At 23.5% G+C, this 25,088-nt stretch carries 29 protein-coding genes and 2 pseudogenes; 10 read left to right on the forward strand and 21 right to left on the reverse strand.

All coding sequences use genetic code 4. From position 1 onward, the window contains the following. Positions 1-171: 171 nt before the first annotated feature. The 7 genes and pseudogenes from argF to AAHM95_RS00855 form a co-directional block, all read right to left on the reverse strand. Positions 172-1,176 carry an ornithine carbamoyltransferase gene (gene argF, locus AAHM95_RS00825; RefSeq protein ID WP_338974627.1) on the reverse strand — a complete coding sequence of 335 codons (1,005 nt, stop codon included), beginning with the start codon at positions 1,174-1,176 and terminating at the stop codon, positions 172-174. Positions 1,177-1,328: 152 nt separating this feature from the next. Further along, on the reverse strand, positions 1,329-1,607 hold the full coding sequence (locus tag AAHM95_RS00830) for a hypothetical protein (protein ID WP_342273831.1): 279 nt from the start codon (positions 1,605-1,607) through the stop codon (positions 1,329-1,331). 377 nt (positions 1,608-1,984) lie between these two features. Further along, complete coding sequence (locus AAHM95_RS00835; protein ID WP_342273832.1) at positions 1,985-2,800, reverse strand: hypothetical protein; 816 nt, start codon at positions 2,798-2,800, stop codon at positions 1,985-1,987. A 53-nt stretch (positions 2,801-2,853) separates the two neighbouring features. Continuing rightward, positions 2,854-4,512 (reverse strand): DAK2 domain-containing protein, encoded by a 1,659-nt coding sequence (locus tag AAHM95_RS00840; protein WP_338986132.1) that lies wholly within the window; start codon positions 4,510-4,512, stop codon positions 2,854-2,856. Between the two features lie 23 nt (positions 4,513-4,535). Next, positions 4,536-4,829: a hypothetical protein gene (locus AAHM95_RS00845; RefSeq protein ID WP_174481144.1), complete on the reverse strand. Its 294-nt coding sequence runs from the start codon at positions 4,827-4,829 to the stop codon at positions 4,536-4,538. Between the two features lie 254 nt (positions 4,830-5,083). Next, positions 5,084-5,542, reverse strand: a pseudogene (locus tag AAHM95_RS00850) (transposase); the annotation flags it as partial. Between the two features lie 652 nt (positions 5,543-6,194). After that, positions 6,195-7,316 (reverse strand): Mbov_0401 family ICE element transposase-like protein, encoded by a 1,122-nt coding sequence (locus AAHM95_RS00855; RefSeq protein WP_342273833.1) that lies wholly within the window; start codon positions 7,314-7,316, stop codon positions 6,195-6,197. Positions 7,317-7,659: 343 nt separating this feature from the next. Between AAHM95_RS00855 and AAHM95_RS00860 the strand changes: the two genes are divergently transcribed. After that, entirely contained in the window at positions 7,660-7,830 is a 171-nt protein-coding gene (locus AAHM95_RS00860; protein ID WP_342273834.1) for a hypothetical protein, read from the forward strand. A 57-nt stretch (positions 7,831-7,887) separates the two neighbouring features. Next, positions 7,888-9,126: an IS256 family transposase gene (locus AAHM95_RS00865; RefSeq protein WP_342273942.1), complete on the forward strand. Its 1,239-nt coding sequence runs from the start codon at positions 7,888-7,890 to the stop codon at positions 9,124-9,126. A gap of 41 nt (positions 9,127-9,167) precedes the next feature. Here AAHM95_RS00865 and AAHM95_RS00870 read toward each other — a convergent pair whose 3' ends face one another. From AAHM95_RS00870 to AAHM95_RS00895, 6 genes are all read right to left on the reverse strand, one after another. After that, positions 9,168-9,464 (reverse strand): hypothetical protein, encoded by a 297-nt coding sequence (locus AAHM95_RS00870; RefSeq protein WP_342273835.1) that lies wholly within the window; start codon positions 9,462-9,464, stop codon positions 9,168-9,170. Next, positions 9,464-9,625, reverse strand: coding sequence for a hypothetical protein (locus AAHM95_RS00875; protein WP_338976082.1), 162 nt, complete (start codon positions 9,623-9,625; stop codon positions 9,464-9,466). The genes AAHM95_RS00870 and AAHM95_RS00875 overlap by 1 nt, the downstream gene beginning before the upstream one ends. 3 nt (positions 9,626-9,628) lie before the next feature. Next, entirely contained in the window at positions 9,629-9,922 is a 294-nt protein-coding gene (locus AAHM95_RS00880) for a hypothetical protein (protein WP_338975222.1), read from the reverse strand. Next, positions 9,876-10,349, reverse strand: a complete 474-nt coding sequence (locus tag AAHM95_RS00885) for a hypothetical protein (RefSeq protein WP_338975223.1) — start codon at positions 10,347-10,349, stop codon at positions 9,876-9,878. The genes AAHM95_RS00880 and AAHM95_RS00885 overlap by 47 nt, the downstream gene beginning before the upstream one ends. 8 nt (positions 10,350-10,357) lie before the next feature. Continuing rightward, a complete protein-coding gene (locus AAHM95_RS00890; RefSeq protein WP_338975224.1) occupies positions 10,358-10,519 on the reverse strand; it encodes a hypothetical protein in 162 nt (53 codons plus the stop codon). Between the two features lie 208 nt (positions 10,520-10,727). Further along, entirely contained in the window at positions 10,728-11,240 is a 513-nt protein-coding gene (locus AAHM95_RS00895) for a hypothetical protein (protein WP_342273836.1), read from the reverse strand. Positions 11,241-12,123: 883 nt separating this feature from the next. Between AAHM95_RS00895 and AAHM95_RS00900 the strand changes: the two genes are divergently transcribed. Beyond that, positions 12,124-12,285 carry a hypothetical protein gene (locus tag AAHM95_RS00900; RefSeq protein ID WP_338978014.1) on the forward strand — a complete coding sequence of 54 codons (162 nt, stop codon included), beginning with the start codon at positions 12,124-12,126 and terminating at the stop codon, positions 12,283-12,285. Positions 12,286-12,302: 17 nt separating this feature from the next. Here the strand turns inward: AAHM95_RS00900 and AAHM95_RS00905 are convergent, their stop codons facing one another. From AAHM95_RS00905 to uvrB, 3 genes and pseudogenes are all read right to left on the reverse strand, one after another. Further along, positions 12,303-12,758 (reverse strand): methylated-DNA--[protein]-cysteine S-methyltransferase, encoded by a 456-nt coding sequence (locus AAHM95_RS00905; RefSeq protein ID WP_174481403.1) that lies wholly within the window; start codon positions 12,756-12,758, stop codon positions 12,303-12,305. Between the two features lie 8 nt (positions 12,759-12,766). Next, a pseudogene (locus tag AAHM95_RS09630) lies at positions 12,767-13,481 on the reverse strand (CatB-related O-acetyltransferase). A 14-nt stretch (positions 13,482-13,495) separates the two neighbouring features. Then, on the reverse strand, positions 13,496-15,481 hold the full coding sequence (gene uvrB, locus AAHM95_RS00920) for an excinuclease ABC subunit UvrB (protein WP_342273839.1): 1,986 nt from the start codon (positions 15,479-15,481) through the stop codon (positions 13,496-13,498). A 311-nt stretch (positions 15,482-15,792) separates the two neighbouring features. Here uvrB and AAHM95_RS00925 point away from each other — a divergent pair, with 311 nt between their 5' ends. Genes AAHM95_RS00925 through AAHM95_RS00935 form a run of 3 tightly spaced genes read left to right on the forward strand, consistent with a single transcriptional unit; the run spans position 15,793 to position 16,751 of the window. Then, complete coding sequence (locus AAHM95_RS00925; protein WP_342273840.1) at positions 15,793-16,095, forward strand: hypothetical protein; 303 nt, start codon at positions 15,793-15,795, stop codon at positions 16,093-16,095. A gap of 40 nt (positions 16,096-16,135) precedes the next feature. Then, positions 16,136-16,567, forward strand: a complete 432-nt coding sequence (locus tag AAHM95_RS00930; protein ID WP_342273841.1) for a hypothetical protein — start codon at positions 16,136-16,138, stop codon at positions 16,565-16,567. A gap of 46 nt (positions 16,568-16,613) precedes the next feature. Beyond that, positions 16,614-16,751, forward strand: a complete 138-nt coding sequence (locus AAHM95_RS00935) for a hypothetical protein (protein ID WP_252320481.1) — start codon at positions 16,614-16,616, stop codon at positions 16,749-16,751. A gap of 37 nt (positions 16,752-16,788) precedes the next feature. On the opposite strand, the gene AAHM95_RS00940 is transcribed toward AAHM95_RS00935, so the two are convergent. Then, entirely contained in the window at positions 16,789-17,136 is a 348-nt protein-coding gene (locus tag AAHM95_RS00940; RefSeq protein ID WP_281749073.1) for a PTS sugar transporter subunit IIA, read from the reverse strand. A gap of 4 nt (positions 17,137-17,140) precedes the next feature. Beyond that, positions 17,141-17,458 (reverse strand): PTS sugar transporter subunit IIB, encoded by a 318-nt coding sequence (locus AAHM95_RS00945; RefSeq protein WP_252320477.1) that lies wholly within the window; start codon positions 17,456-17,458, stop codon positions 17,141-17,143. A 236-nt stretch (positions 17,459-17,694) separates the two neighbouring features. On the opposite strand from AAHM95_RS00945, the gene AAHM95_RS00950 reads away from it, so the two are divergent. After that, the gene (locus tag AAHM95_RS00950; protein WP_342273943.1) at positions 17,695-17,934 is read left to right on the forward strand and encodes a hypothetical protein; all 240 of its coding nucleotides are present in this window, start codon (positions 17,695-17,697) and stop codon (positions 17,932-17,934) included. Positions 17,935-18,003: 69 nt separating this feature from the next. Further along, the gene (locus AAHM95_RS00955; protein ID WP_342273842.1) at positions 18,004-19,236 is read left to right on the forward strand and encodes a sodium-dependent transporter; all 1,233 of its coding nucleotides are present in this window, start codon (positions 18,004-18,006) and stop codon (positions 19,234-19,236) included. Positions 19,237-19,460: 224 nt separating this feature from the next. Here the strand turns inward: AAHM95_RS00955 and AAHM95_RS00960 are convergent, their stop codons facing one another. Further along, on the reverse strand, positions 19,461-19,904 hold the full coding sequence (locus AAHM95_RS00960) for a hypothetical protein (protein ID WP_342273843.1): 444 nt from the start codon (positions 19,902-19,904) through the stop codon (positions 19,461-19,463). 402 nt (positions 19,905-20,306) lie between these two features. Between AAHM95_RS00960 and AAHM95_RS00965 the strand changes: the two genes are divergently transcribed. Beyond that, complete coding sequence (locus AAHM95_RS00965; RefSeq protein WP_342273844.1) at positions 20,307-22,583, forward strand: DNA translocase FtsK; 2,277 nt, start codon at positions 20,307-20,309, stop codon at positions 22,581-22,583. Positions 22,584-22,648: 65 nt separating this feature from the next. Here AAHM95_RS00965 and AAHM95_RS00970 read toward each other — a convergent pair whose 3' ends face one another. Both AAHM95_RS00970 and rpiB read right to left on the reverse strand, forming a co-directional pair. Then, positions 22,649-23,950 (reverse strand): serine hydroxymethyltransferase, encoded by a 1,302-nt coding sequence (locus tag AAHM95_RS00970; RefSeq protein ID WP_342273845.1) that lies wholly within the window; start codon positions 23,948-23,950, stop codon positions 22,649-22,651. 37 nt (positions 23,951-23,987) lie between these two features. Then, positions 23,988-24,416, reverse strand: coding sequence for a ribose 5-phosphate isomerase B (gene rpiB, locus AAHM95_RS00975; protein ID WP_425289620.1), 429 nt, complete (start codon positions 24,414-24,416; stop codon positions 23,988-23,990). Between the two features lie 205 nt (positions 24,417-24,621). Here rpiB and AAHM95_RS00980 point away from each other — a divergent pair, with 205 nt between their 5' ends. Continuing rightward, a complete protein-coding gene (locus AAHM95_RS00980) occupies positions 24,622-25,059 on the forward strand; it encodes a PPC domain-containing DNA-binding protein (RefSeq protein ID WP_338977998.1) in 438 nt (145 codons plus the stop codon). The last annotated feature ends 29 nt before the right edge of the window (positions 25,060-25,088 follow it).

Raw genomic sequence — 25,088 nt, forward strand, 5'->3', positions numbered from 1 at the left:
AATTAATTACTAATATCTTAACATAAAAACTAACATTAATATTTTAATAAACAATTAATTAATATATTTAATATTCTAAAATAAAAATAATAAAAACTAATTAATGGAAATAAGTTTATTAAATAATAAAATAATTAAAACTTCTTTTCATTTTTAATATAATCTCATATATTATCCTTTCAAAGTTGCTAACATTACAGCTTTAATAGTATGTAAACAATTTTCTGATTGTTGAAATACCTTTGATGCAGAAGATCGAAATACTTCATCAGTAACTTCTAATTCACCTGTTCCACCATATTGTTTAACAATATCTTGAGTAATTTGTGTATTACCATCATGAAAACTTGGTAAAGAATGTAAAAATATAACATCTGATTTTGCAATTTTCATTTTTTCATTATTAACTTGATATGGCATTAATTCTTTAATTCGTTGTTTTAATAAAACTTTATCTTCAGATACAGATGTTCAAACATCAGTAGCAACTACGTCAGCATCTTTACTTGCTGTTTTATAATCTTCTGTTAAAATAATAGAGCCACCCGTTTCTTGAGCAATTTCTTGACATTGTTTTAATAGTTGAGGATATGGTCATAAATTTTTATTAGCACAGATTACTAAATTCATTCCTAATTTTGCACTAATAATCATATAACTATTAGCCATATTAAAACGAGCATCTCCAAAATAAACAAATTTAATACCTTTAACATCTTTATTTTTTTTACACTCTTGAATTGTCATAATATCGGCTAGCATTTGTGTTGGATGATATAAATCAGTTAAGCCATTTCATATTGGAACACCGGCATTTTCAGCTAATTCTTCAACATCAGTTTGTTTATATCCACGAAATTGAATACCATTATAAATTCTACCAAGAAATTTAGCGGTATCAACAATTGATTCTTTAATTCCTAATTTACTACTAGTTGGATCAAAATATGTTGAATGCATTCCTAAATCACAAGCAGCAACTTCAAACGCGCTTCTTGTTCGTAATGAATCTTTTCGATATAATAAAGCAACACTATAGCCTTTTAACGGCTGTTTTTCTATTCCTTTTTGTTTTGCAATTTTTAAAGTAGCAGCTAATTCTAATAAGTAATAAATTTCTTCTGAAGTAAAATCTAATAAACAAATAAAATTTCTGCCTTTTAAATTAATAGCCATGATATGTTTTCTTCCTTTCAGTTCCTAATATCTTTATTTAATTTAACATTGATATACAATATGGGCAACACTCTGGCCACATGACAATTCAGAATTAGTAATTTCATAAACATGGATATGTATTATTATATTTAATTTTTAACTCAAATTTATTAATAGCAAGTAATTATTTTGTTAATAAATTGTTGAACTGAAAGTTGTTTTAAATATTTTTCTAGTGAAATAATATATTCTTTTTTAGAATTCCATTCTTTCAAAATTTGATTGATTAAGTAAGAACATATTTTTTTATCTTGGATAATACTCGTTACAACAAACTTTTTAATATAAAATACTCCAATACCATTTCTGATAAAAATTTTAGCAAGTAATAAAACTATTTTTAATTTATTAATTTTTGAATATATATTAATAGCAGACTTACTTTGCATTCAGTATTCTCCTTAACTTAAAATATTCTTTTTTCTCTCTCATAGTTAATATTTAAAACCTTTTTTTATATTTTTGCAATACATATACAAAAAATTACTAATGAATATATATATATATATATATATATTAAATTAATAAGTGTATTTTATTGTATATTTAAAATTTAAAACTATCAAAATAAAATTTTAAATATACAATAATAAATGAAAATGAAAAATATTGGTTTAGTAATTAAATGTAAAATTAAAAAAACAAAACTTTAAAACTTACTAAAATAGAATATTTTATAAAAGTTTTGAAAATAATGTTTTATCAATAAAACTTAATATAATTTTAAATTTAAAATTTGTACCTAAATTATAGGTACAAATTTTTATTATTTCTCATTTTGCTGTGTATACATCACAATACGTAAAATAAGTTGTAATATTTCATAAATCATACGAATCAAGTAATAAATAAACTTAATTTGGAAAATTCAACTAATAGCACGTATTTCTTTTTCATTTAAAATACCAACAAGATTTTGACAAATTTCTTTTCTTGATTTAGCATAAAAAATCATTTGCATTGAAGAAAAAAGAATTAATAAAATACTACCTAAAATTGATAAAACAATTGAAAGTATATTGGCGCTCGCTGCTGATAAAGTAATTCAAGAATTAGCAGGTGAAAGAGCAAATAGAATAGCAAGTGCAAAAGGAATTAAAACAAAAAATAATGTTATTTTACGAGAAAAATCTCATCAAAAAGTATTAAAACGACTACTATTTGAACTACTTACTGCCCAAGTACTTTCCATTGCCATTGCTAAAGTATAAATAGAACGACGGTGATAAGTTCATGGTAATAATCTTAAAGTAAAATTACCATTATTAAATAAATATGGCCTTAAATAAAAAAACCTAGGTTCAACAGTAATACTATTAATATTACCAAATCCCTTAAATTTTATTCTTTTTGCATTAATACCGTATGTTTTTAAATATTTTTGAGATAACTCGCCACCAGTTAAATTAGCACTATTTTCACGATGGAATCAAGAATACTTAATTCAAGTGAAAAATCAAATCATAGTAACAACAAACAAAATTATACCAACAATAGCCACTAAGCTTGCTAAAACAATTAAACTAGTTGATCAAGTCTTTGGATCATTTGGATTAACTGAGGATAATAATAAATTAGTCATAATCTTCTCCTTTCTAACTATTTGAATAGAGTCTACAATATTATAACATAGTATTATTCAACCACGAAAAGAAAGTTATAAACTTCTTGATCACCATCAACAATTTCATATTCAATATCATAATCTTCATCTAAAATTTTTTTCATAAAATTAATTTGATCTTTTGAATAACCTTTACCTTTAAAAATAGTAATTATTTCTGCACCATCTCAAATTAATTTAGTAAACAATACTTTAATTACATTAAATAAATTTTCATTTGAAGCAATAATTTTTTCTTTACCATCTTTATTACGAAAACTAACAGCAGAAAAAAAGTGTTTTTTTCCAATTTTAATACCATCTATTTCAACATCACGATCAGCAACTGTTATATAACCAAAAGCAGCATATTTAATTTCACTTCACATATTTTTATTATTTTCTTTTGCACTTAATTCAGGATTAAAATTTAAAGCAGCACGCATACCTTGAGCAATATTTTTAGCAGGTAATACAAAAACTTTTGATTTTTTTTCTAATTTTCTTGCTTGTTCTGCTGCTAAAAATAAATTACTATCATTTGGTAAAATAAAAACATTTTTTGCATCGACAATTTCAATTGCCTTTAAAAAGTCATCTGTTGATGGATTAATTCTTTTTGAATACATAATAATATTATTAACCTTTAATTCATCTCTAAAAAAGGTTTCAATTCCTCTACCGGGAACAGCAGCAATTAAAGCAAATTTATTATTTAATTTACGAATTGGTTTAATAGTTTGTGTATGTGCTTTTGCCTGTTCCGTCATATTTTCAATTTTTACTTTTAAAATTTCACCAAATTTCTGAAAATAATTTAAAATTTGACCCGGTTTTAAAGTATGAACATGAACTTTAATTAAATCTTCATCATCTACTAAAACTATTGATTGACCATCCATTGTTTCTAAATCAGTTCGTGTTTTGCTTAAATTAAAATCTAACTTACTAACTTTATTTAGTTTTACAATAACTTCTGAACAATAACCAAAGTTTTCTTGATTTAAAACCATTTCTAATTTTGCTGTATCTTGTTGTTCTAATTTTTTCTTTGGTGAAATAGCTTTACCATGCTTTAAACCATACACCATACCTTCAACAATATAAACTAAACCAGCACCACCCGAATCAACAACTCCTACTTTTTTTAAAATTGGCAATAAATCAGGTGTTCTTTTTAACGATTCATTCATTCCTTCTAGTAATTTTTCAAAAATATAAAGCGAATCTTTGCCTGTTATTTCTAATTCATTAATATAACTAGCACCATCTTTAATAATAGTAAGAATAGTACCTTCTACTGGTTTCATAACTGCACGATATGCATAATCTTGTGCACTTTTTCAAGATTTTAATAAATCCTCATTACTAATGAAATCATTTTTTAAATCTTTTGTTTTTATAGTTTGAAAAAAACCACGAAAAATTTGAGATAAAATAACTCCAGAATTACCACGCGCACCCATCATTAAACCACGAGAAAAAGTAGTAGCAAATGTTTTTAAACTATCATATTCTTTGCCATTTAATTCTTTTATACCATTCATCATTGTTAAATTCATATTTGTTCCAGTATCACCATCAGGTACGGGGAAAACATTTAATTTATCAACTTCAAAATGATGATTATAAAGATTATTAGCACCGCTAATAAGCATAACTTTTAAGGTTTTAATATCAATTTTTTTCATTTAATTTCACCTTATATTTTCTTTTATTCTTCAATTAAATCATGAACAAAAATGTTAAGTACTATATAGTCTTGATGTTTAATAATCTTTTCAACAATATATTTTAAATTTTTCTGAGTTTGATTCATAATATTTCAAATATTATTATTAAAAAAACAAACTATATTAATATCAATAATTCAACCTAAATCAGACTTGTTAACTTTAATTCCATAATTATTATCTTTTTCATAAATATTGGCAACACCTGGTACAGATAAAATACTTTCTGATAATGCTTTTTTAATAATGTTCATAATATCTTTATCTTTTTCCACATAATCACCCCTATTATATTAATAATAAATTAAATTTATATAAAATAAAATCTCTTATAATTTTTATAGTCTCTTACATTATACCTAATATAATATATCAAGACAATAATAATCTTAAAGATAAAGATATTATATATTGATAATGGTTTTTTCTATATAAAAACATAATTAAGAAAAACTAAACTACCTAATTATTAAATATAAAATACTATCTATAATTGGATGGGTTACTGGAATGGCAACCCTTTTTAGGACTATTTTTTGGTAGACATTTGTTTTTGATAACTAATTGGAGTTAGGTAGTTTAGAGTACTGTGAATTCTTATGTTGTTATATCAATTGATGTAATCAAATAATTCTAATTTTAATTGGATTAATGATGTAAAATTTTTATCATTAATAAATTCAATTTTGAAAGTTTTAAAAGTTGCTTCAGCAACAGCATTGTCATAAGGACATCCTTTTTTGCTTAAAGATCGAGTTATGTTGAAAGCTAATAAAAGTTTATCAATAGTTTTATTATTGAATTCATTACCGCGATCAGTATGAAATATTTCAATATCTTTTAAACAGTGATTTGATTGCATAAATGCTTGATATACTAATGATGCATCTTTTTTAACTCCAACACTATGTCCAATAATTTCGCGGTTAAATAGGTCGATTAATAGACAAATATAGTTTCATTTACCATTAACTTGAACATAAGTTAAAAGGAGATTGTCAAAAATCCGAAATAAATTAAATCTATATAGTCTTATTATATTTTAGACAAGAAATAATTTGGATTTTTATGAAATTGTATTTAAATAATATAATTTTTTTAAATAAATTGCAACAAAAATACTTATAATTAAGTTTGTTAAATGTTAAACTTATGAAATAAAATTAAGGAGAATTTAAAAATGAAAATTAAAGCACTTAAAAATTTACAGTTAATAACTGTATTACTATTTATTTTAACTATTTTAACTTTAATTATAGGATTGTGAATAATAGGTTTATTTCATGGAAAAGAAGTAGTAATCTCGAAAAATATTTCTTTACATAAAATTTTAAAAAAAATATTTAAATATAATGGTTTTATATTATGAAGTAAATATAGTTTATATTATATTCTAAGTAATAATAATATTTCTCTTAAAAATTTTGGAAACTATTATACTGTTCATAATTATTATCATTATTCTTTATTACAATTTAAAATTGGAATTATTTTTTGCGAGATTTTAGTACCAATTTTAATATTTATAACTATATTATTAATTTTATGAATAATTTATTTAAAAATAAAAATTAAAAATAAAAATTTTTGAGACTTTATTGCAAATTGTGAAATAATCAATAATTACTATATTCATTAAATTATGTTTCTAAATTTATTTTATTACATTTAAAAATAACCATTTTAATATAAATCAAAATATTATATGTTCTATTACCAAGCATTTCTTTTAAAACATGTCAAATATTAGTTTCAGTAAAACAACCAATATTTCATTTTGCACCTTGATTTTCAATACCTTGTTTATTATTTTTAAAATATTTTTTCTTTAATTTTTTATGATTATCTAATTGATTATATAAATAGTCAATTAATTCATCATATTTACCATTATTAATTAAATTTTTACAGTGATTATATTCTTTTAAATATTTTCCTTTATTTCCAGCCATTATTCCAAGATATAATGTTCTAATTAAATGGAATTTATCTAAAACAAACTGTGCCCCTAAATAATCTGCCACATCTTTAATTCATCCTGCACTATCACCACAAATAATAATTTTTGCTTGCTCAATATTTTCATAAAATTTTTGACAGTGTTCTTTAACAAATTTAGCAGTTTTTTTAACACCAATTGCTGTTTTTGTTGGTCTTATAATTGCTTTTACTCTTTTATTTTGTACTTTGTGATTAATATTATCTGTATATGTTACTATTAAACGCATAGAATGTTTTATACCCTTACGTTTAAAATTTCAAAATTTTCGGTGACCATGATCAATTGCTACAAAAATAGGTTGATTTTTTTCTAATTTTACTTTTATTGGATTTGCTTCAATTACTTCTAAATTCTTAAAAACTCTATGAACAGTACTAACACTAATACCTGCTTTTTTACAAATAGCACAAATATCATGGTATCTTTTTCCGTCAGCAAAATATTCAATAATAGTTTGTTCAATATCTTCACCAATTCTTTTATATTTAGGTAATTCTAGTCATTCATCAACTAAACAAACACAAACTAATTTTTGTAATTTTTCATCAAAATATTCATAAATTCTTCTTTTATAAGTTACTAATCCATACATTGTTTTTCTTGTTCTATATTGATAATCAACAATTTTATATTTCTTTTTATCTCTTGTTTTAAATATTCTTCAATCTCGTTTTTCTCATTTCTTTGTTATATGTTCTAAAACTAATTTATCAATTTTAGCATATTGTTCTCTAAAATTTCATTTATAATTAAAACTCATATTTTTTACTCTCCTAATCTGTTTCTGCATCAATTATTAATTTGAATTTACATAAATTTAAAGTGTTAAAATATAGTAAATTAAAATAATAATCTATTTTTCTTTATTTTATTCACAATAATCCACATAAGAACGTAATTATTATTAAAATAATGGTATTGCGAAAAAAAGTACTTTCATATTTGCCATATAATAAACAATTTCAATATAATTAATAGTATAGGTATCATAAAATAAACGCCTTTAATTTAGGTGTTATTTTGCATTTAAAAGCATACTTGTAAAAATAATCAAAAATAGTACAATTTATAAGTAAAATCAAGGAAAAAAGGAGTAATTTAATATGAAAACATGAATAAAAACAAATTTTTATAAAATAACATCAATTTTAGCATTATTTTTAGCAACAACTGGATTAATAGTTGGAGCAATAACACATCATAAAACAAATGATTTAACTTATTATTTAGATTATGAGGAAATGTTTAGTAATCTGTGTAACTTACAAAAATAACTATGTTTAATTAATTCTAGTAAATATAATTAAATGACTAGAAAGAGTGAGTTACAGATGGCTAAAAAAGATAACTTTAATAATAATGATCCAATATCAAAAGCAGTAGATTTATTACTAGAAAATACTGAAGATTTAACAACAGTTTTTAAACCTGGCGGTTTATATAAAGAATTAACAAAAAGATTAGTTGAAAAAATGTTGAATTCTGAAATGCAAAATTATTTAGGATATGAAAAAAATCAACATAGTACTACTGAAAATGCTCGTAATGGTACAAGTTCAAAAAAATTAATAACTCAACAAGGTAAAATTGAAATTGATGTACCAAGAGATCGCAATAGTAATTTTACTCCTGTAATAGTTCCTAAAAGGCAAAGAAGATTTGATGGTTTTGATCAACAAGTTCTTTCCTTGTATGCAAAAGGAATGACATTATCTGACATTAGAATGCAGTTGCAAGAGTTATATCATGGTGCTGATATTAGTGAAAGTGTTATTAGTCAAATTACTGATGATGTTATTGATGATGTTAAAGCATGACAAAATCGACCATTAGAAAGTATTTATCCTATTGTTTATTTTGATTGTATAGTAGTTAAAGTACGACAAGATAAACGGATTATTAACAAATCAGTTTATATAGCATTAGGAGTTGATTTAGAAGGCAAAAAAGATGTTTTAGGATTATGAATTAGTGAAAATGAAGGTTCTAAGTTTTGATTATCTAATTTCACAGAAATGAAAAATCGTGGCTTAAATGATATTCTTATTGCTTGTAGTGATAATTTAACAGGCATGTCAGAAGCAATACAATCAGTTTATCCTAAAACAGAACATCAATTATGCATTGTTCATCAAATTAGAAATAGTTTAAAATATGTTTCATACAAACATCGAAAAGGTCTAGTTGCAGATTTAAAACCAATTTATAGTGCATGTAGTGAAGAACAAGCAATGCAATCTTTAGAATCGTTTGAAAGTAAATGAAATAAACAATATCCTCAAATTACTAAATCTTGATATAAAAATTGAGATAATTTAATGGTTTTTATTAGTTATCCAGTAGAAATCAAAAGAGTAATTTATACTACAAATGCTATTGAATCTGTTAATAGTCAATTACGAAAAATCATCAGAAATAAAAAAGTTTTTCCTAATGATATGGCAGTTTTCAAAATATTTTACTTGGCAATTGAAAATATAACAAAAAAATGAACATTGCCTATTCAAAATTGAAATACAGCAATTGCTCATTTTATGATAAAATTTGAAGACAGAATTAATCTAAATTAGTAACTTTGTAAAACAAAGATACACAGATTATTAAAAAGCCTCTAAGTATCTGCTTTTGATTGAAATCATTTGTCTTCAACTTGATTAAAATTATTATAAAATTCAGATAAAAAAGATACTAATTTTTCTTTATTAATACAATTTTTATGTCTTGATTTATTAATTTCATCAACTTTAATTCTATGTTCTTTACAATATGCTCTACAATATTCATCAAATTGCTCTTCTGTCATATTTTCACATTGTCTTTGTCTTTGTTCATTTTTAATTTCATCATAATGTGGTTCATGAATAAATTTTTCAAATGTTATTGTTTCAGTTCATGTACATCTATTCATTATTTATTCTCCTTATTTTCAATTTGATTAGCAATTTCACTTAATATTTTTAATACTTTATATTCATTTTTTAATTCTTTACTAATAAATATTAAAAATATTATTAGTGTTATGCTTGTTATTAATATTGGTACTATTAATAAAATTTTTCATAATATCATTTTTTACTCTTTTCATTTTTTAAATCATTTAACATTTATTGAACAAAATGCACGATTTTTAGGAATATTTAAAGTGTTAAAAATTTGACCAGTTACAATAATTTCATCGTTTTTGTTTAATAAAATACAGCGTCTATAAAATTTTGGGTTGTTAAAAATTAAAGTAACATAGTTTAATCCATTTCATTGACCTCGAACACTATAATATAATTCTTTATTACCTTTTTCGTAATATTTTGTTTCAATAGTGTTACTCAGTTTTACTGTTAATTTGACATAATTGGCTTTCTCTTTCATTTTTATAATTCCTTAAATAATATTTAATATGCTTATATGCATCTTGTTCATGTTTTGTTAATTTTATATTTCCTTTATAATTTTCTATTTTGTTTTTATTTTTTGGTTCACTTTCTAAATAATCTCAATTCATAACATCTTCTGCTAATACTATTAAAGCACCAATAATTTTAGGAGTTGCTAATGGATTTGTTAATAATTGTTTTGAATTTAAAAAGAAATTTTCTACAATAACTAATATTTTTTTATTATCAAAATGTTTTTTAATTAATAAAAAGTATTCTTTAAATAGATTTTTGCTTTTTAAAACTGTTTTAGTTTTAAATGTTTCATTAAAAACAATATTATTAGTTTCATTTGAGTATATAATAATTCCATTACTACCAATACCAGCAGGGTCAATTCCAATAATTAAGTCATATTGCATTAATCAAATTAACCTCTAACAATTGTTTTAATAATTTCTAAATCACAATTACTTCAGCAATATTTACATTCTTCGATAAACTCTTTATGTCCACAAACTAAATTATTTTTTTGTAAACTATCAATTTGTTTGATTAATCCTACTTTATATTCAATAATCTTTTTTTCCATTATGTAAATCATCCCTTTTCAATTATTTTTGCTGTTTGTTTAAGGTATTTAGGTATTTTGTTATAACAACTGTCAGATATTAAATAAGGTATTGGTCAATTTTTATATTTAATAGTTTTAGTAGAATTATTAATACATTCTTTTCAAACTTTATCCATACAAACTCTTAATTCACATTTTTTATTTTTATTATTCATAGTTTTTTTCTTTATAAATAAAATATCTTTTCATTATGAGTTGAAATATGTTTATAAGAAGTGACTATATAATTAATTGACAAATCATTATGGTTATATGGATTATTTATTTTAAAACCTTTTCTGTTTTCTTCTCATGTAACATTATATTTAAAACAAGGATTAGTAATCTTTGTTTTACTATCAGTTATTTCACCAATAAATCAACTATTATGCTGTTCATAAAATGTTAATGGTTCAAGTTTTATATCATTAAGATAATATTCTTTGGGTGTTTCTAGTTTATTAACAGTTATTTTCTGTTCAGAAATATATGGTTCTAATAATTTTGTTAATTCATCACCATTTAATTCTCTTTTAATATTTTCAGAATTAAAAACCCAATATGTGTAATTATTATCAACAATAAAAGAATTATTTTTAATCATTCATTTTGGAAGTGATAATTTATATTCAACATAATCAATAAGAATAGATTGTCGTTTATCTTTAACAATTTGTTCTTTTTTAAATTCTATTTGCATAATAATCCTTTCCTAATATGTCCTGTTGCTTCTAGCATAAAGGACATATATTTTGATTTTTAAATTATTAATAATACTATTATTAGTTTTATTCATTTCAGCAATTCTGGGCTCAAAAATAAATTATGAAATTTTAAAAAACATTGAGGCATTCGATTCAATATTTATTTAATTTGTGTTTAACAAATTAATATTTTAATTGAACCGGCACCGCTCAATTTTTTTTACAAGTTTGAAATTTATTTTCTCGCCCAAAAAAATTTTCAAAAAAAATAAAAAATAAAACCAACACTTGCTCACTTGGTAGTGGCAAGGTTGGTTAAATAAAGAATAGAATTAATACAATAGGTCCCTACAACAGGTCTATATATACTAGTTTCCAATTCGCTCCCACCCCAAGAATTACCATTAAATGGTTAGTATATTTTATTAGGTATCACTCCACTTTTTATTTATTCATGCAAGTCCACATGTTCTAGCTACTATTTTTAACAACTGTGTTGTAGTTCACTGTTTTAATTCCCTAACACGTGTTGATAATAGCGTTAAAGACGGTTATTAAAAATTTTAAAATTTTACAATTACAAAAAAAGACAAGAAATAATCTTGTCTTTTTCCTTTGAGAATAATTTTTATTTTTTCTTATAAATGTATATTTTTTTAAAATACGTCGAATATAAATTTAAGGGTTAAAGAGAGTAATTTTGTCTAATTTTCATTATTTTTCAAATAATTCATTTTTGGAAATAAGTTACTAATATGATAATTAATTATTTCGTAAATTTGACAATCGCCCAAGATTTTTAATAATTTTTGATTTTATTTTTTCATTATTATTGGTTGTTTAGGAGCAATAATTGCTATTGTTGGATCATTTTTAGCAATGTATTATTATGGTACACAAAATAATAATATTTGAGCATTATGAAATTCACTAATTTTAATTGCTGTTATGTTAGCAGGATATCCTGTTTACTATATTAAAAATTATGTAGTTAAAATTGTTAACAATTTTAAAAATCAAAAAAAAGATAATCAATCATAAAAAAATAATCTTATACCTTATTTACTTTCTTGTGCTAATAAAAAATTTTTAATATGGGCACCATAAAGATAATTAACAATATTCTTATTTTTATTAACAACTCGATGACAAGGAACAATAATTGCTAATGGATTTTTACTTAAAGCCGAACCCACTGCCCTACTTGCTTTTGGATAACCTATTTTTTGCGCTAATTCTTGATAAGTTAAAGTTGTCCCAAATTGAATAGTACAAGTTTTACTCCATACTAATTCTTGAAAAGGAGTTCCTTTTAAAGCTATTGGTAAGTTAAAATCACTTAATTTTTTATCAAAATACATTGCTAGTTGTTTTAAACAATTAACTACCACTATATTACTACTATCCTTAGCAACTTGACGAGTATTAACGAAACTAACTTTTACTACTTGTTCTGCAACTACTATGATTTCAATTAAACCTATTTTAGTAGTTAAATAACCATATTTTTTCATATTTTTTATTACCCCTTTATTTTATTTAAACTATTACTTTCTTTTACAAGTTTTTGTAATATTTTATTATCAAAATTTTGTTTTAACAAATCTGAATTTTCAATAATCTTTTCAATAGATCAATCTCATCACTTTATATTTTGTAATTTTTGAACTATTTTTTTAGAAAAACGATATTTTATAATTTTAGCAGGATTACCACCAACAATAGCATAAGGAGGCACATTTTTTGTAACTACACTTTTAGCTGCAATTACTGCCCTATTACCAATAGTTAGCCCTCTTAAGATTGCCACATCATGACCAATTCAAACATTATTTTCTATCGCTGTTGGTGATTTAATCGGAAATTTATCTAATTTATCTTTTTCTGTAACTTCTGATAAATTTAATGATTTATAAAATAATGGTAAAGGAAATGTTGAAACTACACAATAATTATGATTGCCACCATTCATTATAAATAAAAACACCTTGTGCAATTGAACAAAATTTACCAATAATTAATTCATCATTTATCATATTTGGAAAATGATAAATTATATTTTTATTTTCAAAATCAATAGCTGCTTGCTCACCATTAAAATCATGATAATAAGTATAATCACCAATAAAAATTTTAGGTTTAGTAATATAATTTTTTATTAAAAATATTATTGGTATATGAGGATTAATTTTAGTATTTGGACTTATCAAAATACCTTTTTGTGCTTTATCGGTCAACTTATTTTACTCCTTTATTTTTCACTTTCAATACTCAAAATTAAATCACGAAGTGAAGCTGCCTTTTCAAAATTTAAATCTTTAGCTGCTTGTAACATTTCAACTCTTAAATCAGCAATTATCTTTGTTTTAGCAGCTATTTTTGTTTTACCTTTACTTGAATTTAAAATTTTTAAATCAACATCTAATTCTCTAGTACTTACGATTTCACTCAACGGTTTTTTAACAGTAACTGGTACTATATTATATTTTTTATTATAAGCAAGTTGAATTTCTCTTCTTCTTTGCGTTTCTTCAATTGCTTGTGTCATTGCCTCTGTCTTAATATCTCCATATAGTATAACATGACCATTAACATTTCGTGCTGCGCGACCAATAGTTTGGATTAATGATTTAGTATTACGTAAAAAACCAGATTTATCAGCATCCAAAATACAGATTAATGACACTTCTGGTACGTCTAATCCTTCACGTAATAAATTAATACCAACAATAACATCAAAAACACCTTTTCTTAAATCTAACAAAACTTTAGTACGTTCTAATGTTTTTAATTTATTATGAATATAAGCAACTTTAATTTTTTGTTCTTGTAAAAAATTTGATAATTCTTCTGCCATTCTAATTGTTAAAGTAGTAATAAATACTCTTTCATTATTTTTTGTTCGTAATTTTATTTGATTAATAATATCTTCCATTTGATTTTTAGTTGGTTTAATTTCAATTGTTGGATCTAATAAACCTGTGGGACGAATAATTTGTTGAACTGGTACATTAAAAGGCTCAACTTCATTTTTAATTAATGCTAATTCATAATCAGCAGGAGTTGCTGAAGTATAAATAACTTGCTTTAACTTATTAGAAAATTCATTAAAATTTAAAGGACGATTATCCAAAGCACTAGGTAAACGAAAGCCATATTTTACTAATGTTTCTTTTCTGCTACGATCAGTATTATACATTCCTCTAATTTGCGGTAATGTCATATGAGATTCATCAATAATTGTTAAAAAATCATCTGGAAAAAAATCAATTAAAGTATATGGTGCTGAACCCACTTCTCTATTTTCTAAATGACGAGAATAATTTTCAATACCACTACAAATACCAAATTCTTTTAAGGATTCTAGATCATGTTCTGTTCTTTGTTCTAATCTTTGCGCTTCTACTAACATATTATTTTTTCTTAGTTGTGCTAATGTTATTTTTAACTCTTCAGTAATTTTAATAATTGCCTGATCAACACGATTTTTACTAGTAATATAATTTTGCGCAGGAAAAATTGTAATAAAGGGAAAACGCTCTAAAACATTAGCACCTAATGTATCAATACGTGCTATTTCTTCAATTTCATCACCAAATAAACTAATTCTTAAATAAAATTGATCATTTCAAGATGGAGCTAACTTTATTAAATCACCTTTTGCACTAAAACTACCCGGTTCTAATGTAATATCATTACGTACATATCCATTTTTAATTAGTCTTAATAATAAATCTTTTCTATTAATTTTTTGTCCTTTTCTCAATTCAAAAAAGTTATCTTTATATGCTGTTGGTTCTTGTTCACCATAAATTGCTGCTACCGATGCCACAACAATAACATCTTTACTAATAGATAAACCATTTAAAGCACTTAATCTTAACATTTCAATTTCTTGATTTTGTTTAGAATTTTTATCAATATAAGTATCGGTTTTTGGTAAATATGCCTCAGGTTGATAAAAATCAAAATATGAGACAAAATATTCAACGCGATTTTCAGGAAAAAAAGTTTTCAATTCTCCATATAATTGCATAGCTAATGTTTTATTATGTACTAAAATTAAAGTTGGTTTTTGCACTTGCGCAATAACATTGGCCATTGTAAAAGTTTTACCCGTGCCAGTGGCTCCCAATAATACTTGGTATTTAATATTATTTTTAATAGCTACTACTAATTTACTAATTGCTTCGGGTTGATCACCTGTTGGTTTATAAGGTGCTTTTAATTTAAACATAACTTTATATTCCTTTAAAACTTCTATATACAATACCATATTATTTTAAATAAAATAATAATAAAACTTTTATATAATTAAAATTATTATAAAACAATATAAATACTATACTTATTTTTTGATTTTTATAAGTATAAAAAATTATAATAAATTTCTTAAAAAATTTAAAGTTTAGTATCAAATAAATCCAATGTTTAAAATTGAGTTATTATCTTTTATATTTTATTTTACTTAAAATATAGTAAAATTTTAGCCAGATAATTAAAATAATTTTTATATAAAGTAAAGAAACTAAATAAGGGGGGATGATTATGAAAAAACTATTAACAACAGTAAGTCTTTTAACATTTGCAACAACCACAGGAAACTTAAATTCTATTTTAAGCACCGAAATTAAAACTACAAATATTTTAAATAATGAACCAATAAAATATGATGGTGAAGATAAAATTTCTATTGTCTGAAAAGAAAATTGAAAAAGTCCTACAACATTAGTGTATATAAAAAGTAGTACTTTAGATAGTTGATTTAAACTTTTTTTCTTTAAATGACCTTGAAAAATTAAGAGAAAAAATATACTATGATACCATAAAATTTCCTTATCAAGGAAATAATTGACCAAAACCTAATATATATAAATTATCAAAAATATTAATGAATGTTCTTAATTATTTAACTAGTGTACGTGGATACAATACATACGGAGTTGAACTATGTTACTATTTTGGAAATTTGTTTAATAAAAAACCACAATTTTCACCAAATACTCACGATAAAAATATAATAGAAAAATATTATAAATTTTTATGACATGATACTTTAAAAATTGCAATAAGTCGATATGAATGACAAAAAATTTTAAATACTAATAAAAATAAAACTGAAATTTTTAATATTATTTCTAGATTTCCCGAATGAGATGCAAGTGGTTGAAAAGGTTATATTTCAAACGAAGATTTATATACTTTATCTGAAAAAACTATTGAGAATTTTAATCAATTAAAAACTAAATTCGAAAATAGTAATACAGGATGAAAAGTAGTCACTAACACTACTGGCTCATGAACAGAACTTGAACAAGAATAAAATATACTTACAAAAAAATAATGAAAAGAAAGAGAGAAAAAATATAATGTTTAAAAAATTTAAAGAAATTTTCAAAAAGAAAAAATGACATTGTGATTATTGTAAAGAAAATTATCCTCTACTTTGTCCAATCAAAGGATTAGAAAAAGATGGAGAAGATTTTGAAAAAAAACCAAAAGATTAATTTTATACTTTAAATAAAAATAGGCAAATGCCTATTTTTATTTTTTTCTGTTTATAAATTGATATAAATTAATAAATTCTTTACTAATTTCAATCATCATTTGTGTTGTTAACAAATGATCTTCAGAATGCATAAACAATACTGAAAAAGGTAATTGATAACCTTTACCTTCTTCAACAATGACGCTCATATGTGATTGCAAAGCTTTAGTAATATTATCATTTGCTTCATCAATCATTTTTAATGCTGTTTCAAATTGTGCTTCCTTAGCGAGAGTAATTGCTTCTATTGCTAAAGATTTTGCTTTTCCAGCAGAAGAAATTATTTCAAGTGAAATTTTTTCAAAATCAATATTACTACTTTTCTCTTTTTCTTTAATGCTCATAGTATTATTTTTTAATTTCTAATAAACTCATTGCTAATTCTAACGTTTCTTTACCTTGAACCATCGCATAAACTGCTGCTGGAATAACATTAAGAGCAGCATTTCCAATAATATTAGTAAAATCATTTTTCATATAACTTACTTGTGGTCCTAATAAAACAACATCCCATTTTTCACCTTTAGCAAAAGATGCTTTTGCTTCAGTAGCACCTAATGCTTTCACTTCATAATCTAAATTTAACTCTTTAATATACTCTTTCATATTTGCTTCTAGTCTTAAAGTACTCATACCAGCTGAACACGTAAGTAATATCTTTATCATCTATTTTCCTCCTAATAAACAAAAATCAAATATACATAACTAAGAATATTATACATTGATATTTTTAAATTTGAATTTTAATGGTTTTAAAAAAATATAACTTTTAACTAAAGATTAAAAATATATTACTAATATATATTGTAACTTTGATAACTATTGTGTAAAATTCATAATACTATCTAAAAATAAAGGGACTGATTATATGAAAGGCAAAAAGAAAAAAAAACATAACTACATTAGGATTTATTATGTCAGTACTAGGTGCTGCTGTAGGATTAGGAAGTATTTGGGGATTTCCAAATCAAATGAATAAACATGGTGGTATCTTTTTAATTCCATTCTTTATTGCACTAATTGTCTGTGCTTTACCAATTTTATTAATTGAAATCAATTTAGGTAATAAATATCGTAAAAATCATGTTGAAATTTTTAAAGATTTAGCAAAAACTCCCGGGACTTTCTTTGGATTTTTATAAACTGCAGTTGTTTGAATAATGGGTGTATTTTATAGTGTTCTTGTCGCTTGATCATTATTGGCAATAGTTATGTCTTTTCTTCCTGGTTTAAATCAACAAGGATTTTTCTTAAATAAATTAATTGGTCAAACTTCCAACGATGTACCACAAAGTTTTAGTCAATTGGGTAATATTAGTATTTGAGTTTTAATTAGTTTAATTATGGTTTGAATTATTACTGGTGTTATTTTGTTGGATGGCGTTGTTAAAGGAATTGATTTAGCAAATAAAATTTTTATTCCTAGTCTATTTATCATGATTTTAATGATGATGATTTACGTTTTAACTTTGCCTGGTGCTCTAGATGGTTTAAAAACAATGTTTAGTTTTAATAGTGAAAAAATATTAACTAGTAGCATTTGAACTGATGCTTTTGGACAAGCCTTCTTTATGCTTTCAACTTGTACAGGTGTTATTATTATTTTTTCAAGTCATGCGCCAATTGGTACTAGTAATACTAATAAAGGTTTAATTATTATGGTTGGTACTGTTATTGTTGCTTTATTAACAACATGTACTGTTTTTGGAGGAATTGGTGCAATTGCATATAATCAGCATAAAACTATTGATGAAGTATTTATTTCGGGTCCAACTTTAATTTTTCAAGTTTTTCCACAAGTTTTTGCAATCATTACTGAGCAAACACATCTTCCATTTTTAAGTCACACTTTAGCTTTCCTTTTCTTTTTATCAGTATTTTTTGCTGGTATATCTTCATTAATAGCAATAGCTGAAGCCGTTGTTAATCCTCTAATTAGTTGTTATGGTATTAAACGTTATCAAGCATTATTAATAATGATTATTAGTAGTTTTATGCTTGGTTTAATATTCTGCTTTAATAATAGTAGTCCTTTAATTGATGGGCTCGCAATATGAGTTACTGGTATTTGACAAATGATTATTGGTATTTGTGAATTAATTGGTGTTATCCTTATTTGAAAATGTTATGATAGTTTAAAAGAATTTAATAATCAATATTCATGAGTTAAATGAAATAAAGGTTTCAAATATTTATGTTTAATCCTTATTCCAACAATTATTTTAATTAACTTGGTCTTTGCTTTATATCAATTAATTAGTAATATAATTAGTAATCCTTTTATATTTCTAACTATTGGCTTGACGCTAGGAGCTATTACTGTTTTATTATTTACTTTAATTTTTACTTTCTGAAATAATATTAAAATCTATTTTATAAAAATTAATAATACACTATTTAAACAAAAAACAAAAATTGAAATTATTAAAGTCGACACTGAATAAAAATTAATATAACTGCTAATTTAAATAGATAATTTTTCATTAAATAGTCATATTAAAATGTCTTATATAATAAAATATGCTATATAAAATCCAAGCACAATAATAATTAAAATGAATTCAATAATAAAATATTTTATTATTTACTCAGTTATAAGATAAGAATACAACAAAGTCATTATTTAATCCAATAATATTATTAATAAAGTTATTTAGGTAACTTTATTTTATTCATTATCAATTTCTTTGTTTTCTATTAAAATAATATTATTAGTAACTTCTTCATTATCAATTTCAATAATATTTTTTTTATCTAATTTATAATATTTATTAATAATACGTTGTATTTGTTTAATCTTATTTTCAGATCTATTAATATATGATTTATTAAACGTATATTTATTATATCTCAAATCTATTATTGCAGTCTTTACCTCATTTTTCATTTGTTGATATAAATTACCATTTTTAAAAACATAATTTATATCATTTTTATTCAATAAAAAATATTTTATTTCTTTTTCAATTGCATTATTAACTGCATCTACTCTAAAACTACTATCAATTGAAGTAACTACACAAACTATAATAACTCCTATAATAATAACTATTATAGGCAAACCTATAATCATAAACATTAAATCATTATTATTCATTTCAGTATTATACATTTTTTAATTCACTTTCAATCTTTAATTTTTACTTTTCTCTTTTAATTTATTTTTTATTCTTTTTCAAGATTTAAACTATGGATATTGTTTATTATATATAACCATATAATCAATTAAAGTACTAATAATATTTAAAAAATTGTCAATATAATTATCACTACTAAACACATACAAAATAAAATTACTCAAATATCATTTTTTATTCCTTATATTAATAATATTTTAATTTATATATATTGTATATTTTTTAAAAAAATAATTAAAAATTACTAATAGTTCACATCATAATAATATTTATTAAAATGGTTAGTAAGTAGTAACAAACACCCCTATATATGATATTATTTTTATACAATCACTCAACCAATAAATTTAAAATAGAAAAGTTAGGAGTTTAAAATTATGAAAGATTTTAAAAATATTAAAATTAAACAAATTAAAAATAGTAATAATAATAAAATTGGTATCTTATTAGGTACTCTAATTTTATTGTTATTAATAACTTTTAGTTTATTACGACTACTACCAATTGGTAAATTTTTAGACGACTTTATATTTTCTTTTTTATTTGGATGAAGTAAATATTTAATTTATATATTATTATATATATCTTTAATTCCACTTTGTTTTAATTATTATTTTAAATTTAAAGCTTCATTTGTTTGAGCAATAATTACTACTATTATATGCTGCGTTTGAACAATTGAAACTATTACTATTATTAGTCGTTATGATAATATTTGATTTAATAATAAATTTCATATTAATTTAATTAATGATTATTATCAATCTTGATGAAATTCAACTATTTTTAATAACTATCACGGATTTTTCAAATCACCTATTTCCTTTAATAATTGAACTATTGATAGTTTCTTTCCTTCTTATCTTGTTGGTGGATTAATTGGTAATACTATACTAGAATTTTTAGGTTACACAACTTTTTTTGTTAATTTTATATTAAATATATTAATGATTATTATTTGTTTTAGTTGATTATTTTTTAACCGTCCCTTAATTTTATTTATCACTATTTCAAATCATATCAAAGAAACAATTTTAGATTTTAAAGTTAAGCGAAAAGAGCAAAAAATTAATAAATTAGAAAAAGCAAAAGAAAAACAAAAAAAACTTACTTTGGCACAAAATAATACTATCAAAATCAATAATCTAAAAAAAGAACTAAAAATAAATAAACAACAAGCAAAAAACAATAATAAGCAATCTAAATTAGAAACTAAACAATTTACAAAAGAAAATTTAGCAAACAATAAAGTAAAAAACGAAAAAATAAACTTTGATATAGAAACCAATAAGGAATTATTACAAGAAAATAACAAAATTAATAATCAAAAATTAGAAAATAATGAAACAAAAATTAAAGAGCAAAACAAAATTATTAATCAAAATGAAAAACAAAATAATAATCAAGTAAAAACAAAATTTTTTCTTCCTGAACAAACTATAATTAATCAAAAATATATTTTACCAACATTAAAATTAACTAAAAAATCAGATAATCTAATAAAAAAGCAAGAAGAAAATGAAAAATATGCTTTAGAAAATAAAGAAAAAATTAATCAGTTATTTAAAGAATTTTCTGTTCAAGGAAAAGTAAATGATTTTACTATTGGTACAACAGTAACAAAATACGAGGTTTCAATCACTTCAGGAATGAAAATTAACAAAATTACTAACTTAGAAGAAGAACTAAAACTAGTTTTAGCAAATAATAATATTAGAATCGAAGCACCAATAGCTGGTAAATCAATGATTGGAATTGAAGTTAGTAATAAAAATATTGTTCCAATTAATATGCAAGAACAATTTGAAAATATAAGCGAAAAATATAAAAATAAAAAATTATTAATTAGTATTGGTAGAAATACTACTGGTGATTACATCTTTCATTCATTAAAAGAAATGCCCCACTTATTAATTGCTGGTAATACTGGTTCAGGAAAATCCGTTTTTATTAATGATTTACTAATTTCTTTGCTCTTACAATACAAACCTCATGAAATAAAACTAATATTAATTGATCCTAAATGACTAGAATTAGCAATTTATAATGATATCCCACATTTAATTATTCCAGTAATTAATGAAGCAAACAAAACACCAGCAGCATTACAAGTAGTAATTTTAGAAATGATGCGTCGATACCAACTATTTGCAAAAAATGGAAATCGTGATATTGAAAGTTATAATAAAAAAATAAGTCAAGAAATTGATAAATTACCTTATTATATTATTGTTATTGATGAATTAGCAGATTTAATGGTACAAGCAAGCAAGCAAGTTGAAGAAGGAATCATGCGAATTACACAAATGGGTCGAGCGGCAGGAATTCATTTAGTAATAGCAACACAAAGACCATCAGTAGATGTAATTACTGGCGTAATTAAAAATAATATTCCAGCAAGAATTGCTTTTAAAGTTGCATCTTGAATTGATTCAAAAACAATCCTTGATACTGCTGGAGCAGAAAAATTATTAGGTAAAGGCGATATGTTATTTTTAGCTCCAGGACAAAATAATATCAATCGCTTACAAGCACCATGAATTAGTGATGAAGATGTTTCGGAATTAATAAAGTTTATTAAAGAACAATCTTCGGTTAAATATGATAATAATTTTATTGAAAAAATAAAAGAAATTAAAGATTCAAAAAAATAAAATAAGTTTTCTGTTAATTAACAGAAAACTTATTTTCATATTCCAAATGTAAAATAATTATTTTATTATTGAGGTAATTTTATATCTTCATAAATGGGAAATTTATTTAAAAGTATATCAACTTTTTTTCTTAATTCATGTAAACCATCATCATTAATACCCTTAGGTAATTTTCAAGCACTAATAATAATCTTTCCTAATTCAATAAACTGCTCTTCTTTAAAACCTCTCGTTGTCATTGCTGGACTACCAAAACGAACACCACTAGTAATAACAGCTGGTAAAGGATCAAAGGGAACACCATTCTTATTAGCAACAATATTAATCTTTTCTAAAATATCAACAGCTTCTTTACCATTTAAACCGTTAATATTAGTAACATTAACAGTTAATAAATGATTATCAGTTCCACCCGCCACTACATGAAATTTTGCATCAAGAAAAGTTTTTGCTAATGCTTGCGCATTTTTAATTACTTGCATTTGATAAGTTTTAAATTCTGGTGTTAATGCTTCATAAAAAGCTTGTGCTTTTGCTGCAATAATATGTTCCAATGGTCCACCTTGATTACCAGGAAATACCGCACTATCAATTTTCTTTTTTAATTCTTCAGTGCAAAGAATAGCACCACCACGTGGTCCTCTTAATGTTTTATGAGTTGTTGTTGTTGTAATATCAGCATAACAAATAGGATTTTGATGTAATCCAGCAGCAATTAATCCAGCAATATGCGCCATATCAACCATTAAATATGCTCCAACAGTATCAGCAATTTTACGAAACTTTGATCAATCAATAAGTCTTGAATAAGCACTAGCTCCTGCTACAATAATTTTTGGTTTACATTCTTTAGCAATTTTTAAAATTTCATCATAATCTAAATATTCATCCTTTTTACTTACACCATAATTAACACCGTGATAAATTTTACCAGAAAAATTAATTTTATAACCATGAGTTAAATGACCACCGGCATCAAGTTCCATACCAAGAATAGTATCACCTGGACGTAATATAGCAGCATATGCTTCAGCATTAGCTTGACTACCAGAATGAGGTTGTACATTAGCATGAAAATTACCTTTTTTACATTGACCTGGTTTATGACTACAATTAAATAATTGTTTAAAACGCTCTATTGCCAAATTTTCAATTTTATCAACATTTTCGCAACCATTATAATATCTTCTGCCCGGATAACCTTCTGCATACTTATTAGTTAATATTGTTCCAGCGAGTGTAAGTACAGCTGGTGATACATAGTTTTCTGAAGCTATTAATTCAATATGATTTTGTTGACGTTGTCATTCATCTTTCACAATTTTTTTTAATTCTGGGTCAAGACCTTTATTAAAAGATTTATCCATTTTTAAACATCCTCTCTTTAATAATTTAATAGTAAAATTATTTTAGTTTTGCAACTCTTAATTGATGTCTTTTTTCATCACTTGTTTTAGTATTTAAAAATAATTTCACAAGTTCTACTGCTTTATAATCAGAAATAATTCTAGCACCTAGTGCTAAAACATTAGCGTCATTATGAAGTCTTGCCAATCTTACTGTTTCTTCCTCATAGCAAAGAGCACAACGAACACCATTAATACGATTGGTAGCAATGCTAATACCAATACCAGTACCACAAATTACAATACCAAAATCTGCTTTTTTACTAACAATAGCATTTGCAACATTAAAACCAAAATTAGGATAATCAACAGGTTCACTGCTATTTGTTCCTAAATCTAAAATTTGATAGCCTTCTGTATATAAAAATTTAATAATTGGTTGTTTAAATTCATAAGCGGTATGATCATTACCAATAGCAATTACTAAACCATTAGTTTTCAACTTTATCACTTCCTTAGTTTAAATATTAGTTTTATTATACCTATTAATTTTAAAATTAATATATTTTCTTTTTAAAATAATTTTTATTACAAAAAGAAAAATATTTTTTTCCTATAATAATCAATTTTAATCATTATTGCTATTAATAAATATGTTAAAATACTGCTAAAAGAAAGGTGAGATTCTTATTATGAAAATTAAAAAAATGATCGGAAATAAGTATGCATTAATTATTGAAAAAGATGAAATGATTATTAAAACTTTAGAGCAATTTGCTATTAAAGAAAACATAGGAATGGCACAATTCCAAATGATTGGTGCTATTACTAATGTCACTTTAGGCTACATTCCTAAAAAAAGTACTGATTATGTAAAAAAAACTTTTCTTGAACAATATGAATTGTTATCAACAATTGGAACAATCATTTGAGATGAAAAAGATAGAAATAAACCAATTATTCATTGTCATACTACTTTTGGTGATGATAATTTTAACGTAATTGGTGGTCATATGTTAGACGCGAAAGTTGCTATTAAGGCCGAAGTAATAATTGATATTTTAAGTAATGAAAAAATATCACAAGTTATTGATAATAAAAGTAATTTTCATATTTGAAATTTATCTTAATTTAAGGAAAATTATTTAAAAATGGTCAT

Origin of the sequence: Spiroplasma endosymbiont of Phycita roborella (genome assembly GCF_964031195.1) — a bacterium.
Taxonomy (GTDB): Bacteria; Bacillota_I; Bacilli_A; order Mycoplasmatales; family VBWQ01; genus Spiroplasma_E; species Spiroplasma_E ixodetis_A.